14 protein-coding genes are annotated in these 14,947 nt (G+C 44.5%); 7 read left to right on the top strand and 7 right to left on the bottom strand.

The annotated features are described in order from the left end of the window. Window positions 1-42: 42 nt before the first annotated feature. The 5 genes from VIB_RS06300 to VIB_RS06280 all read right to left on the bottom strand — a co-directional run bounded on the left by VIB_RS06300 (window position 43) and on the right by VIB_RS06280 (window position 5,047). Window positions 43-1,077, bottom strand: a complete 1,035-nt coding sequence (locus VIB_RS06300) for an efflux RND transporter periplasmic adaptor subunit (RefSeq protein WP_004395134.1) — start codon at window positions 1,075-1,077, stop codon at window positions 43-45. Between the two features lie 39 nt (window positions 1,078-1,116). Next, the gene (locus VIB_RS06295) at window positions 1,117-1,839 is read right to left on the bottom strand and encodes a TetR/AcrR family transcriptional regulator (RefSeq protein ID WP_004395133.1); all 723 of its coding nucleotides are present in this window, start codon (window positions 1,837-1,839) and stop codon (window positions 1,117-1,119) included. 371 nt (window positions 1,840-2,210) lie between these two features. Then, on the bottom strand, window positions 2,211-2,966 hold the full coding sequence (gene btuD / locus VIB_RS06290; protein ID WP_004395132.1) for a vitamin B12 ABC transporter ATP-binding protein BtuD: 756 nt from the start codon (window positions 2,964-2,966) through the stop codon (window positions 2,211-2,213). Further along, window positions 2,953-3,948, bottom strand: a complete 996-nt coding sequence (gene btuC, locus VIB_RS06285) for a vitamin B12 ABC transporter permease BtuC (RefSeq protein ID WP_040904257.1) — start codon at window positions 3,946-3,948, stop codon at window positions 2,953-2,955. The genes btuD and btuC overlap by 14 nt, the downstream gene beginning before the upstream one ends. Before the next feature lie 70 nt (window positions 3,949-4,018). Next, window positions 4,019-5,047, bottom strand: coding sequence for a succinylglutamate desuccinylase (locus VIB_RS06280; RefSeq protein WP_040904255.1), 1,029 nt, complete (start codon window positions 5,045-5,047; stop codon window positions 4,019-4,021). Window positions 5,048-5,421: 374 nt separating this feature from the next. Here VIB_RS06280 and VIB_RS06275 point away from each other — a divergent pair, with 374 nt between their 5' ends. Next, a complete protein-coding gene (locus VIB_RS06275; protein ID WP_004395129.1) occupies window positions 5,422-6,111 on the top strand; it encodes an NAD(P)H-binding protein in 690 nt (229 codons plus the stop codon). Window positions 6,112-6,382: 271 nt separating this feature from the next. Then, entirely contained in the window at window positions 6,383-7,762 is a 1,380-nt protein-coding gene (locus VIB_RS06270) for an L-cystine transporter (protein ID WP_004395128.1), read from the top strand. 97 nt (window positions 7,763-7,859) lie between these two features. Here the strand turns inward: VIB_RS06270 and VIB_RS06265 are convergent, their stop codons facing one another. After that, the gene (locus VIB_RS06265) at window positions 7,860-8,723 is read right to left on the bottom strand and encodes a DMT family transporter (RefSeq protein ID WP_040904794.1); all 864 of its coding nucleotides are present in this window, start codon (window positions 8,721-8,723) and stop codon (window positions 7,860-7,862) included. Window positions 8,724-9,123: 400 nt separating this feature from the next. On the opposite strand from VIB_RS06265, the gene VIB_RS06260 reads away from it, so the two are divergent. Together VIB_RS06260 and VIB_RS06255 are read left to right on the top strand one after the other, a co-directional pair. Beyond that, window positions 9,124-10,380, top strand: coding sequence for an aromatic amino acid transport family protein (locus tag VIB_RS06260; RefSeq protein ID WP_004395126.1), 1,257 nt, complete (start codon window positions 9,124-9,126; stop codon window positions 10,378-10,380). Between the two features lie 202 nt (window positions 10,381-10,582). Next, window positions 10,583-10,801, top strand: coding sequence for a hypothetical protein (locus VIB_RS06255; RefSeq protein ID WP_004395125.1), 219 nt, complete (start codon window positions 10,583-10,585; stop codon window positions 10,799-10,801). A gap of 191 nt (window positions 10,802-10,992) precedes the next feature. Here the strand turns inward: VIB_RS06255 and VIB_RS06250 are convergent, their stop codons facing one another. Next, on the bottom strand, window positions 10,993-11,247 hold the full coding sequence (locus VIB_RS06250; protein WP_040904252.1) for a DUF1289 domain-containing protein: 255 nt from the start codon (window positions 11,245-11,247) through the stop codon (window positions 10,993-10,995). A gap of 207 nt (window positions 11,248-11,454) precedes the next feature. On the opposite strand from VIB_RS06250, the gene VIB_RS06245 reads away from it, so the two are divergent. From VIB_RS06245 to VIB_RS06235, 3 genes are all read left to right on the top strand, one after another. Next, a complete protein-coding gene (locus VIB_RS06245) occupies window positions 11,455-11,898 on the top strand; it encodes an META domain-containing protein (RefSeq protein ID WP_004395124.1) in 444 nt (147 codons plus the stop codon). 233 nt (window positions 11,899-12,131) lie between these two features. Next, a complete protein-coding gene (locus VIB_RS06240) occupies window positions 12,132-13,277 on the top strand; it encodes an ABC transporter substrate-binding protein (protein WP_004395123.1) in 1,146 nt (381 codons plus the stop codon). Between the two features lie 8 nt (window positions 13,278-13,285). Continuing rightward, window positions 13,286-14,944: an ABC transporter permease gene (locus VIB_RS06235; RefSeq protein WP_004395122.1), complete on the top strand. Its 1,659-nt coding sequence runs from the start codon at window positions 13,286-13,288 to the stop codon at window positions 14,942-14,944. Window positions 14,945-14,947 lie beyond the last annotated feature (3 nt).

The raw sequence follows: 14,947 nt of genomic DNA, 5'->3' as shown, positions 1-14,947 counted from the left end.
GGTTGAACACGCGGATTGTCACTAATTATGATTTGTGACCCATTACGTAACTTGAGTAAGCCGGAAGTGACAATCCGATCGCCATAAGCCTTGTTCTACCGCAATTAGATCGCCACGGCGCTCACCCGTTTGCACAAACCGTTGTTGTACCACTAACTTGTCATCTTGCTCTTCAATCACAAATACTGAGTTACCATAAGGGTTAAACTGAATCGCGGTTTGCGGAATTAAGCTAACTGAACGTGGTTTCCCCGTATCCAATTGCACGCGAGCAAACATACCTGGACGCAATGCGAGATCTTGGTTATCCAGAGTGGCTTGCACTTCAATACTTCGACTTGCTTCGCGAACTGAAGGCGCTATAGCAGTAATTTTTCCGGTGAAAACTCGGCCAGCAACGGAATCAACGTTGACTTGCACGCTTTCTCCTAGACGAATATTAGCCAACTGCTGCTCGGGTAAAGTGAAGTTGAGATAAATTGGGGCAAATGATTGTAACGAGACAACGACACTACCCGGAGACAGTAGCTGCCCCAAGCTGACTTGGCGCAATCCAGCAATACCATCAAAAGGGGCAAGAATGGTCTTTTGTGCAATCCGAGCTCGTTGGCTTTCTACTGCGGCAGACGCTTGCTTGGCTTCACTCTCACTGCGACGCAGCTCTGACTCAGAGACATTTTTCTCGCGGAACAGACGCTGATAACGCGTTAACTCGATATTGGCTAACTCTTCAACGGCTTGTAATCTTTTTAGCTCCGCTCTATCGACCGAATCATCCAAAGTGACAAGTAGCGTCCCTTTTTTGATATTACTACCGTTAGCAAAATGGATACCGTTGATGATACCACTCGCTTCAGTGGTTAAATCGGTGCTATTAACGGCGACAAAACTACCAATTGCACTGACAAAGGGCTGCCATTCATCGGTGGTGACTTCGCTAGCCGTCACGGTTACCGGTGGAATCGGCATGTTATCGAAAAATTGATTCATAAAATGGTTGCCGACCGCTTTGTAGGCAAAAATGCCACCAAAAATCAGCGTACTGACGATTAACATCAGGATCATGCGCTTTAACATGAAAACTCCTTGCTGGTTGATCCTAAAAAATAAAAAGGGTTAGTGAAAAGCAGGATACTTTTCTAGTTCGATTTTCAATGCCGTTACTTTTTGTAAAATAACGTTATCCTCCAGTGATAATAAGGGCTGCCACTCCATCCCATTAAGTAGCATCGTGATGTTACGATAAAGTTGCATCGAATTAGGTGATACCGCTAATGCCTCTAGTAAGCCATCGGCATTAACCAAAGCATGGTGGCCTTGACACTGCGCCCAAGGCGCTAAAGAGAGATCCATTGCGTGATAGCCATAATCAGGCAGCTCACCGCAATCAAGCGCATCTTGGGTTATTCTACTGACGATCTCGCCAATTGGTTTACAGGATTGGAAAATTTTCTGCTTATGAGTGACAGAGACATTTTCCCATACTGCTTCCGTAAAAACGTATTGTTCTAATTTGGCATGTTGCGGATAACGCAGTTGAAATAAACGATCGGCAATCGCTAAAGCCAACATTTTATCGCGCCCACTGACCTCCAATTGAGCAATACATTCAAAACGTTCGGTTCTATCCGCTGCCTTTAAGCCGACAATAGCGGCCAATAAATCCTCTCGGCTTGCAAAATGTTGATAGAGCGTCCCCGTCGCGTATTGACATTGCTTAGCCAATTTCGCCATGTGTAAATTCAAGAATCCATCTTGCTCAATCATGTCGCAAGCGGTCATTAAGAACAGTTGTTCTCTTTCTTGTCGCTCACGAAGCTTTCTTTCTGATGTTGTCATAATCAAACCATACTTGAATGGGAAACAGATTATGAACTTGATTCAAAAAGCGATCAATTTTCATTGTTCACACTTAGTTCACAATTTGTATCAAAATGTGAACTGCAACATCATTCATTCTCATCAATGACTCCCCATCGATGAAATAAGCAAGAATAGGCAGGGAAAAGCATAAAAAAAGCCACCTTAAGGGCAAGGTGGCTAAAGACTATCAAAGTCTAACAAGAACGAGAATGTATCAATACGTTTAATGCGATTGGCATGCCAAGTTTTTACAATCAACCATCTTATTGTTTATAAAGGATTTTCATAAAGCGCCATTGCCAAAGGCTAATCATTATTGAACCACGATGGTGCTTGATGCACCACCATCAATCAAAGACTAAATAAGGCTGCCCTGCAATCTCCACTTGTTGAACGGCGGTATGAAAAACGTGTTGGATATGCTCGGCTGTTAACACTTGCCGAGGTTCACCCAATGAATGCATGACCCCATTATCCAATAGCAATACCCTATCGGCATAACGCAACGAACGATTTAAATCATGGTTAGCCATAATGACCGTGATGCCATCACTGGCAATACGCTGAATGAGATCGTACAACAGTCGCTCTTGCGCAATATCTAACGGAGCCGCAGGTTCATCGAGGATCAGTAATCGGCCAAATGGATTTAATGTCGGCCAAATTTGTAGGCAGCTACCCGCTAAACGTACCCTCTGCCACTCTCCACCCGATAAATGGTGGATAGAACGATAGAGCTTATTTTGTAAACCCAGCAGTGTGACCAATTCTTGTAGTACTTCGCTGACTCGAGGTTCCTGATAACTGACCCCTTGGGGAAGGGATAACTCTAAATATTGAAACACATCAAGATAAAAAGCAGGTTTATCACTTTGCGATAAGTAGGCACGAACCTGAGCTTGTGCGGGTAATGAGAGTGACAATAAATCAACATCGTCTAACTGCACCGAACCTTGGCTAGTGATCATCCCAGCTATCGCTGCTAATAAAGTACTTTTACCACTTCCATTAGGACCAATCACATGCAGCACTTCTCCGGCTACCGATTGAAAAGAGAGCGGCAGTAAACGTTGCCCAACGTGTAAATGACTAACGTTTATCATGACTTCTCACCAGCATCCAAATAAAGATGGGGGCTCCAATGGTTGTCGTCACCACACCAACAGGCAATTCGGCGGACGTAAGAGCAAGCCTTGCCAACATATCAGCCGCCACCAGCAGCAGAGCACCACACACAGCGCAAGCAGGCAACAACATGCGATGCTCACTCCCCAATACAAGACGCAACAAATGTGGAATAACCAAACCAATGAAGCCAATGATGCCAGCTAAAGCAACACTCACACCAACTAATAATGAGATAGCAACAATCAATTTCCAACGTATTGCTATTACGTCTAATCCGAGTTGTTTGGCATGAGTTTCACCTAGCATCAATTGATCAAGAGATCGTCCTTGAAACAGTAACCAAATAATAACGGGTAACGCCAAAAGAGACAGAGCATGTTGATACCAACTGACACCACTTAAACTGCCCATCAGCCAATACATCAGCTGCCTTAGACTCAAGTTATCACTAAAATAAAAAGCCCATGTCACTATCGAGCCGGACAGGATGCCTAAAGCAACCCCAACCAGTAAAAGACGCGTAGTGGTTAAACTCGTCAGCTTGGCAATCGATACCAAAAGAAAGGTAAAAACTAACGCGCCCATCACGGCAGCTAACATAAACAGCGATGGCGTAGCAAAGGTAGGAAAAAAGAATAAGACAATCACCATCGCCACACTGGCACCACCAGAAATCCCCAAGATTCCCGGTTCGGCTAATACATTACCCAATAGCACCTGTAACGTAGCTCCCGACAAGGCCAGTGCGCTACCGATAACAATCGCAGCCAGTAAACGAGGTAGGCGTAACTCTAAAACTAATTGTTGTTCAAGAATCGTCCAACCTGAACCCAGCCCAATAAAACGCTCACCGACCATTAAATAAGTCGCACTTAATATGAATAACAGGCAAGTAAAACTACCAATCACCCATCGCCAGCGGCGCTGTTTGTTGGCAATTAATTGGTTGAAGTTCATCGGCCTAACAGCATAAAAAAATAATGGGGCTAACCTTATCGTTAACCCCATTGAAGCTCAAGTGCTTTACTTAATCATAGACCAATTGATCATCTTCATATCGAGTATCCACCTTACAAACCATTAAGGCAGCACGTTGACCAATCGCCACATTGCGGTTAGGAAACACAATCGCCTCCCCTTCATTTTTAGCCATTAAAGGTTTATCGCCATCATGGCCAAATACTTCCCCATGCATAAAAGAGGTGAAGTTTTCTACATCGTCACCAAAGCGAAAATCAAAATCTTCGTGTAAGCGAACAATCGTTCGACTCACTCGATACATGATGGTTTTCTTGGCTAAATGTTCCGACTGCTCTGCTGCGACTAAATCACGTAGGGTGAGATCAAATGCAGCAAGGCGTGCCAAATCATTCTCACCCAGCTTTGCCACTTGACCGAGTTCAACGGTCATGGCTTGCGCGGCAAAATGCTCGGCACTGAACCAGCTAAAGGTACTTGCAGGAGCATTAGAAAGCATGACGGCTTCAATGTGTGCGCTCTCGATAAATGCCATCAAAGCACGACTACGGACTGGATGACGAGTTTTCGGGCTGACAGCAAATGAATAGTGCTTTGACAAACGAATCGCACAGTGTAAATCGAGATGCCAGCGAGTCTCTGGTGCCGTTTTATTAAAAAACTGGCTGACTTGCGCTTTTAAGTTGGTAGCGATATCCGCTTCTAAACTCGCAGCATGAGGCTTATCATCAAATAATCGGTTGAGATTTTCTTCTATAAAACGGGTATGGCGCAAAGTGGCTTGTGGATGAGCGACGATAAATAAACAGCGCTGCTGCACACGTTGGAATCCACTGATGATATCATCAATAATCTTATCGACCAGCTCCATTGGCGCGGTTTCATCACCATGCACACCACAAGATATAACGATATTTTTACTATCAGCAGAATAGTGTGCTGGTAATACTTCAAGGACACCACGTTGCCACAGTTTAAGTCGGACGCCTGCTTGAGTGGTGATTTCTTCGCTGACCATCGGCTGGTCAATATCCAAACTATCGAAAAGAAAAGATCGGCGAAAGAGGGATGTCGTCATGCGCTACTCCTTTATTGCACAGCGGGTATGGTAAAGAATTGTTTAGCCAATTTATGTAGAGAGGATCTCACTTATCAAAACCCGAACGCTGAATAACCTGCAAGTAAGCATCACAAACGGATTTAACTCCCCGAATTCTAACACTAAATATTGCTAATGCACTAGAGTTGGGTTATTCGTGCTGATAGTCAACCACTTGATATGATCAGCATACAACCAAACGACTTGGAACTGCAGGTAGGCGGCAAGTGAGTCAATCCCCATGAGTATCGACAAACGATGTGATTGGGGTTAACGAACCCAACCAACACCGCTGCAACTTCAAGTACGAAGGGGATACACACTTTGGATAGCGACGGATTTTAGGAATCAGTATGAATAACACAACTCAAGACCCGGTGATAATGATTGCAGGCGCCACTGGCTTAGTCGGCTCTTGCGTATTACGACGCTTATTAGCTGAACCTGCCATCCAACATATCTATGCACTGAATCGACGGAGTTTATCGCTGCCTCATCCTAAATTAACGGAGTTGATTGATTCTGAACTCAGTATTACCCACTGGCCTGAGCAGCAGCCTCGCCCTCAGTATGGCATTATCGCGCTCGGCACAACGCTCAAGCAAGCCGGCTCTAAACACGCTTTGGAGAAAGTTGATTTTGAATTGGTTTGTCAAGTGGCGCACAGTATGAAAATCTTGGGCGTGACTCGGCTTGCGATTGTCTCTAGCTACGGGGCCAATCCCAGTGCCCGCTCTCATTACTTACGCTGCAAAGGACGCATGGAAGAAACCATTCGTCGGCTTGGGTTTGATCATCTAGTGTTTGTTCGTCCAGGTCCATTAGTCGGCCAACGTGAACAGCCGCGAAATGATGAAATTTGGCTACAACGAGTGATGAGATTAGGACAATTTTTTCTATTTGGTCGTCTGAAAAACCTGATCCCGATTGACGCCGATAAGGTCGCTCAAGCACTTTTATACGCTTTATTTGATCAATCAACCAAACGAGTCACCGTTTTACACTCCGTAGCGATGCACGACCTGGTCAAAAAATACCAATAAATAGATCACCTAATCACCATGCTGATGCTAATACAGCCAAATAAAGTGCTCAATAACTATTTGTTCTACATTATGCCGTTTTGGTCTTTTAAGGTTGATTTAGATCACGCTATGCTCAGCCGGTCTTATTACCTCTATACCTACACCATTTATCGGCGCAGAGCTGTAGCAGCTTAAATGCAATGGATCACGCTACCAGATAACGTTAATGGACTTAACTTTCTGCAAGGTTAAATTAAGTGTTGTTTTATCCCTGTTAAGGATGTCTATTATGTCAGTTGCAGCTATCGCTATGCTCGCGGTATTTGTCGGTATTTTGCTGTTCCTGTTTGGTCAACAGAAAAAAAGCCATTCGTTATCGCGCTTAGTTCTATTAGGTCTAGTGCTTGGTAGTGTATTTGGACTTGCCCTTCAGCTTATTTTTAACGAAGGCAGCCCTATTATCCGTGATGTACTTTCATGGATTTCCATTGTTGGCAGCGGCTATGTCGAACTACTGAAAATGGTTATCATGCCATTAGTATTAGTATCGATGATTTCTGCCGTGGTGAAACTGGATAACAGCGGTTCATTGGGTAAAATCTCTTTTCTCACCATCTCAATTTTGCTGTTCACAACAGCGATTGCCGCTTTGATTGGTATTTTGATCACTCATGCGTTTGGCTTAACCGCAGAAGGGCTAACCGAAGGGACACGTGAAGTTGCTCGGATGGGACAACTTGAATCCCGCGCATCAACGGTCGCTAACTTAACCATTCCGCAAATGCTGATCGGCTTTATTCCATCGAATCCTTTTGCTGATCTGACTGGCGCCCGTTCATCTTCAATTATCGCAGTGGTTATTTTCGGTATCTTAGTTGGTATTGCTGCACGTAAAGTGATGCAAGAGAAAGAACAGCTTGAAGCGCCTATTCGCCTCTTTGTTGATGCACTGCAATCCATTGTGATGCGCTTGGTTAAAATGATCATCGCCCTCACACCTTACGGTATTGCCGCACTGATGGCGAGAATGGTTGCAACATCAAGCGCGAGCGATATTTTAAACTTGCTCGGCTTTATCGTCGCTTCTTACCTCGCGATTGCTTTGATGTTTGTTGTACATGGTTTACTGGTTGCCTTGGTTGGCGTTAACCCTAAAACCTATTTCCAAAAAATTTGGCCAGTACTGACTTTCGCGTTTACTTCACGTAGCTCGGCGGCCACCATTCCATTAAACGTCGAAGCTCAGATCACTAAGCTTAATGTACCACCAGTGATTGCTAACTTGTCAGCCTCGTTTGGAGCGACAATTGGACAAAATGGCTGTGCCGGAATTTATCCAGCAATGCTCGCGGTGATGGTTGCTCCCTCAATGGGGATCAACCCTCTGGATATCCATTTCATCTTGTCATTGATTGCCATGATCACCATTAGCTCGTTTGGTATTGCTGGGATCGGTGGTGGCGCAACGTTTGCCGCGCTGATTGTACTTCCAGCGATGGGATTACCTGTGACAATCGCAGCACTGCTTATCTCGATTGAGCCTTTGATTGATATGGCACGTACTGCACTTAATGTGTCAGGATCAATGACAGCGGGTACCATCACCAGTCGACTCATGAAGCAAACTCATGAGCCAGAAGCTGAAACACAAAGTGCCCAAGCGTCTTAATCATTAACGATTGCTTAAACACTAAAAAGCCGACCTGTATATTAGTCGGCTTTTTTGTATCTTTTTTCTATCAATGATGACTTAATTGTCGTGTTAATTATCGCCAACGCAGGATCCCTAAACGATACAGTGCTAACGCCGAAAGTAACAAAGCACAACCAAGGATCTTATTCAAAGGCATGGTTTCCGCATAAACCAGCATACTAAGAATCAATGTCCACACAGGTTCCAATAACATTAATAAAGCTGCATTGGTCGGATTAGCATGCTTTTGACCAATAGTTTGCATCAGATATCGCAAGCTCGTGGCCAATAACACACTCAATGCAAACCACTTCCAAGTCATAATACTTACCGATTCTGGCCAACGCTCGAAGAGCCAACAGAGCAATACCCCCAAACAACCGACAGTAAAAAGCTGTAACGTGGTTAATAACATTGCGGGCAATTTTGCGGAGTATTGACTGTTGAAGTTAAAATGTAATGCCAGCCCCATCGCCGCCGCTAAAAACCACAACTGATTGACCGCAATTTGCCAAGCGCCATTCCAAGAGAGCAAAAACAATCCTAATACTGCAATTGGAAAAGCCAGCCAAAAAGCTCGATTCGGTCGATTGCCGTGTAGCGGCCAAGCAAGTAAAGGCACAAATAGCATCGACAAACTCATGATGAATGCGCCTTCGCCCAAGGTGGGACTTAATGAAATCGCATGTATCCAGCAAAAAAGCGAACCCCCTAAAAAGACGCCAACCCCCATTGCGCGCAGACAATCTTGTCGAGAGGCTTTTTTTAAAGCAGGGAAACAAAACGGCAGTAAAATCAGAGAAGCGGTAATAAATCGCAAGCCAATAAAGCCAAACGGTGGTAATTCTTCAATGGCTTGTTTTGAAAACACCCAACCCGCAGCGGCGAGCAATGTTGTTAATACAAAAATCGATTCAGCGCGAAATTTAACCATCATGGTAAGGTCACACAAAGGCAGGAAAGAGTGAACAGATTGTGCGCCAAATGTAAAAATAAAACCACTCTTCATCGACTAAATATCAATGATTTAGCTTTGCTATAACGTGTTAACAACCCATCTGCAAGCGACACATAAATAGAGATTGATTCGATATCTGAATCATCAAGAACAGCCGTTCTCACATTCATACAACTCTAAAAATTAACTTAAAATAGAAATTAAAAACCAATAAAACAATTAAATTAGAATAAAAAACCAATATTTTCACTTTTACATAGTTCCATTGGGCCGGCAACTTAGGATTAATCAGTGAATGTGACCACCACCACAAAAAGCCTTCATCCACTAAATGTGATAAGTTTTACCACATTATCATTTCTTTATGGCTCTAATTTCAGTGAAAGACTCCCAAGAAACATTGCATTTCAGCATCACTCCAGAAAAGACCGCCTGGAATCGACATGACACTTATTGGTCACTCAGCTTATTTGGTACCGCCGTCGGTGCTGGCATTCTTTTTTTACCCATTAATCTAGGGCTTGGTGGGTTTTGGCCGTTATTGATTATGGCGCTTCTCGCCTACCCAATGACGTACTACTCTCATCGCGGCCTAGCAAGATTCGTTTTATCTTCTGCTCATCCTAACAGTGACTTTACGGATGTGGTTGAAGAACACTTTGGAGTCACGGCCGGCAGAGCCATTGCTTGGTTATACTTTCTGTCTATTTTCCCTATCTTATTGATCTATGGCGTGGGACTGACCAATACTGTTGATAGTTTCTGGGTTAACCAAGCACAGCTCAGCGCTCTGCCTCGTTGGTTACTGTCCGGTGTTCTTGTCAGTGGCTTGATTGCGATTATGCTCAGCGGTGAAAAAATCATGTTACGCACATTTGCCGTCATGGTTTATCCTCTCGCGGCCATTTTAGCCGCTCTATCACTCTATTTAATTCCACGCTGGCATCTGCCTTCTCTTGCTCTGCCGAGTGCTGGGGAATTTATTCATACCGCTTGGCTATCAGTGCCGGTGATTGTTTTTTCATTCAGTTATGCTGCGGCTATTTCGAGTTTTGCTCATAAGCAGCGACGCTATTATCGGCAACAAGCCTTAAAGAAAAGTGAACAGATACTAAAACGCACCAGCATAGTGCTGATTGCTTTTGTATTGCTGTTTGTTTTTTCATGTGTGTTAACGCTATCCCCAGAGCAACTCCTTGACGCTAAGACGCAAAACTTATCTATTTTGTCTTACTTAGCGAACGCGACTGATAATCCGTTTATTGCAACGCTCGGCCCACTGGTGGCTTTTATTGCGATTACTTCCTCTTTCTTAGGGCATTTTTTAGGGGCTCGTGAAAGCTTAAATGGATTACTGACTAAGCACAGCTCTCTGAATTACGCTCAGGCTAATAAATTAGGGATTGGATTTCTATTTGTGACTATTTGGGTAGCGGCAATACTCAATCCAAGTATTTTAGGTATGATGGAAGCGTTATCTGGGCCCGTTATCGCGTTAATTTTATTTATCATGCCAATGATTGCCGTCTATCGTGTTAACGCTCTCACTGGTTATAAAAAACACCTAAGCACTTACTTTGTATTTGCCATTGGCATGATGGCAGTCTCTGCTTTGCTTTATCGCTTACTCCATTAAGTCTCGGTGACATCTCCTCCCCTCCACTGGAATCTCATCGGTGGAGAGGGGCGTGTTATGGTGATGGAGAAGCGACTTATTTATCAAGGGGTAAGATCAATCATCATCATACTTTAGTTAAAATACTCGCAGAACTTGTTGACTAATATTTAACCAGGTCGTACCTTGTAATGTAATCTTCATCACATTAGGAGGCTATTCCATGAAACGCTCTAGCGCAACTTCGCGTCTGCAAATGATTAAAGAAGTTGCAAAACGCAACACCTCTCCCACCAATGCCGATCCTATGGCGCAATACATCAATACATTAATTCACAACAAAACCAGTCAACCGAAACAAGAACCGAAACGGATTTTCTCAGGTTTGCATTTTGATGAGCATGCCGGTGGATGGGTTAGCGATAACTGGGATAATAAATAGTCCGACTCTCGCGAACCACTTTATTGCTGATACCCTACCGATGCGAAGGCCAAACGTCGAACTCGATTGGATGTGCAGATAGTCGTCCTTAGGGTATTACCAACCATAGTGTGATTAGAAATGAATTTCATGTGACACTTTTTACCGCCGTTCATCGAATGTCATTCACCTAAAAGTACGAAGCCGAGCGACTAGAACAGTTCGTTTTGTCGATCCTCGTTAGCCATTTCCATCCTCTTATTGGCTTGACTTTGCTGCGATCGTTGTTTGCGCCGATAACGTTGCCGACAAAGATGAATGACATGCAGTTGCTGAGCTGGCGTCATATCTAACCACGTAAAGCGTTCCTCTCTTTTACGCATACAGCCCTGACAATAGCCTTTTTCATCCACGCTACAGACACCCACACAAGGGCTTGGGATCTGGAAAAACTCCAATTGCTCCATAACCACTCCATTGTTTTATGCCCTATCTGACCCCATAAACAATTCGGTTAGCGATTAGCTCATGATCGCATACGCTTTAGGCATGACAGTCCGCTAACACAACTTAATCATGGCTCGTTATACTCTATGCCAATCATCTCATCAACTTAACGTGATTAGGTTGTCCTGATGCTATTTGATGTCCGATTGTTGATTAGGAGTTCTCACATGAAGCTTAGTTCAAAAGCCCTACTTGCCGCAATATCCTTACCTGTCTTACTCTCTGCTTGTGCTGGTTACCAAGATAAAACCGAGATTACTGCCGACGTACTGCAACATCATCATTGGCAACTGACTCATATCGATGGGCAGCCGTTGGTCATGGATGAGCATTATGACGCACCAAGACTCGAGTTTGGCGAAAAAATGATGGCCAGTGGTAATGCCGGCTGTAACAACTTTTTCGGTCAAGCCGAGCTAAAAGATAACAAACTGCGTATTGAAAGAATGGGCATGACGATGAAAATGTGTATCGGTGATGTTATGGATACCGAGCAACTCGTCTCTCAATCATTGAGCGACTGGAATGACGTAACATTAACCGAAGAAACACTAACCTTAAAAAACCAAGCACATACACTTACTTTCACGTTGAGTGATTGGGTTAAGTAAAAGCCATCGGTTTTTCATGTTCACAGTGAGTAATAAAAAAGACAGCTTTTTGCTGTCTTTTTTATTAAGCCAATTTTGTTACACAGAAGATTAACTTATTTAATGATTTTCCTTCATAATGGATCGATATGGCGGTTCGATAAAGAGCGAGGGCAGCGAGTTATTGCAGCAAAATGACTCCGCATTGCCGATAGCACTGTCAACCTCAGTAGAAAAAGAGATTAAGGATAATAATGAAAAATTGGCTAGCTCTACTTTGCGCAAGTTTACTGTCGTTTGCGCTTCACGCTCAATCTTGGCAAGACATCACTCAACAAGCTCGGGGAGAGACGGTCTATTTCCATGCTTGGGGTGGCAGTCAAGAAGTTAACAACTACTTACGTTGGGCGGCTGTACAACTCAAACAACAGCACGACATCAATTTAGTGCATGTGAAGGTATCTGATATTGCCGAAACGGCCAGCCGACTAGTCGCAGAGAAAGCCGCAGGCCGTCACGATGCTGGTAGTGTTGACATGGTATGGATCAATGGTGCTAATTTCAAGTCGATGAAAGATAATGGATTATTATACGGCCCAATCGTTGACATGCTACCCAACTGGGCAATCGTCGACTCATCACTTCCGGTCGATCGTGATTTTGCTGAACCGACAGAAGGGTTAGAAGCCCCTTGGGGAGTCGGTCAGTTGGTGTTTATTCACGACCACCAAAAGCTCAATAATCCCCCACAATCTTTCGCAGAGTTGCTCAGTTATGCCAAGGTATACCCTAACCGGATTACTTACCCTCGCCCACCTGAATTTCATGGTGCCAGTTTTCTTAAAGCATTATTGATTGAATTAACCGCGAACAATGCTGCATTAGGTTTACCGGTTGATCACGCGTCTTTCCCTATCATCACTAAACCGTTATGGGATTATTTGGATCAACTGCACACTGTCGCTTGGCGATCAGGGCGACAATTTCCATCTGGCTCATCAGAAATGCTCCAATTACTGGATGATGGACAAATTGATCTTGCGATTACTTTTAATCCTAATGCTGTTTTTGCCGCTCAGGCTGCGGGTAAGCTGTCGAAAAGTACACAAAGTTACGCGATGCAAAACGGCGCTTTAACCAATATTCATTTTTTAGCCATCCCTTGGAATGCCAATGCCAAAGCGGGGGCTTTAGTGACAATCAACTTTTTACTCAGCCCAGAAGCCCAATCTCGTAAAGGGGATTTAGCCATTTGGGGTGACCCTGCCGTGATCCAAAGGCAGCACCTTAGCGGCTCTGCCAGCCGTTCGAAATTGTATCCTTCAATAGACGAACCTCATCCCAGTTGGCAAACTGCGTTAGGGGAAGAGTGGCAGCGTCGTTACGGTCATCGTCAATAACGATTACTATGCGATTACGACTGGCTTATTGGGGCGTACTGCTGATTTGCGTTGCGCCGATCATTCCTGGAGTGCTCGGTATCGTCAGCTCTGCGTTGGGTTATATCCCTGCCGTAGGATTGAATAGTGTTGGCGTTGAGGCTTTTCAACAAGTTTGGCAATGGACCGGTATTGAACGTTCATTGCTGCTCTCGCTTAGCTCAACCCTATTGAGTACCTACCTTGCCTTAGCGATCAGTTTTGCTATTTTAGCCTCGCTTTGGCACTCTCCATATTGGCGAAGGGTTGAACATGCGTTATCCGCGCTGCTTGCTCTTCCTCATGTAGCTTTTGCGATTGGCTTTGCCTTCCTATTTGCACCAACAGGAATGGTTTCGCGTTTGATCCATTCCATGTCGGGCTATCAACCCTCCACTCAAGGTGCCACTTGGCTAGTTCAAGATCCCTACGCGCTGGGACTCACTATCGCCTTAGCATTAAAAGAAGTTCCTTTTCTACTTTTGATGAGCCTCTCAGTGGTACAACAGTTACGCATTCCATCCTTACTCACCGTTGCGGCCTCTCTCGGCTACTCACCTCGTCAAGCTTGGTGTAAGTTGGTTTTTCCACAATGGCTATCTAAAATGCGGTTTGCCTTATTTGCTGTCACTAGCTACGGTATTTCGGTGGTCGATCTCAGTCTAATTTTAGGTCCGAATACCCCTCCGACCTTCGCAGTCTTAGTCTGGCAATGGTTCAGTGATGCCGATCTGCAGCAAATTCCCCGCGCCGCCGCTGGCACGTTACTGCTCTTAGGATTAGCGAGTATCATGCTGCTGTTAGTATTACTGATTGAGCGCATACTCTTGGGCTTATGCCGAAAATGGATGTGGTCAGGCCGTTACGCCTTATTCTTACCAGGAAAAAGCTTACTCTGTTTAGTGTGCTTTATTTCTTTGAGTATTTTCCCTCTGATGATGCTATGGAGCATTGCTCAGCGTTGGCGTTTTCCTGAGTTGTGGCCCAGCGAATACAGCTGGCGTTTTTGGCTAGCGGAGTGGCCAACCATGCTCCCCGCTCTCTATCAAAGTGTTGGTTTAGCGCTGGTCAGTGGTAGCCTAGCACTGTTTTTTGCTGTCCTCACTCATGAGTATCGTCAAGCTTCGCCTCGCTCAGTACCGACCTATTTGATTGTCATGCCAATGCTAGTCCCTGCACTCTCTTTATTGTTTGGCGTACAAATTCTCACTTTACTGATCTCAGGCTCAAACTATGTCTTATGGGTTGTTTGGGGGCATCTCTTCTTTGCCTTTCCGCTGGTGTATCTTGCGCTTGATGGGGCATGGAAAAGCTACCCTGCTGACTACCATAAAATCGCCGCCAGTTTAGGTAAAAGTGATTGGTCTATCTTTTGTAGAGTTAAAGCCCCCTTATTAAGGCCGGCTATGCTCTACGCTTGGGCGGTAGGGGTTAGTGTGAGTTTAGCGCAATATTTACCAACGCTGATGCTTGGAGGCGGTCGCTTCGCTACCATTACTACCGAAGCGGTGACACTATCCAGTGGTTTTGACCGCCGGGTAATGGCTATTTATGCTCTTTGGCAAGCCGTGTTACCGTTCATTTTTTTCTTGCTTGCGATTATTCTTAGTCGCGCCTTTCAGCCTCAATCTTTAACAAGAAGCCGTTAACTA

Origin of the sequence: Vibrio metschnikovii CIP 69.14 (assembly GCF_000176155.1) — a bacterium.
GTDB lineage: Bacteria > Pseudomonadota > Gammaproteobacteria > Enterobacterales > Vibrionaceae > Vibrio > Vibrio metschnikovii.
This window is presented reverse-complemented; position numbering and strand designations above follow the sequence as displayed.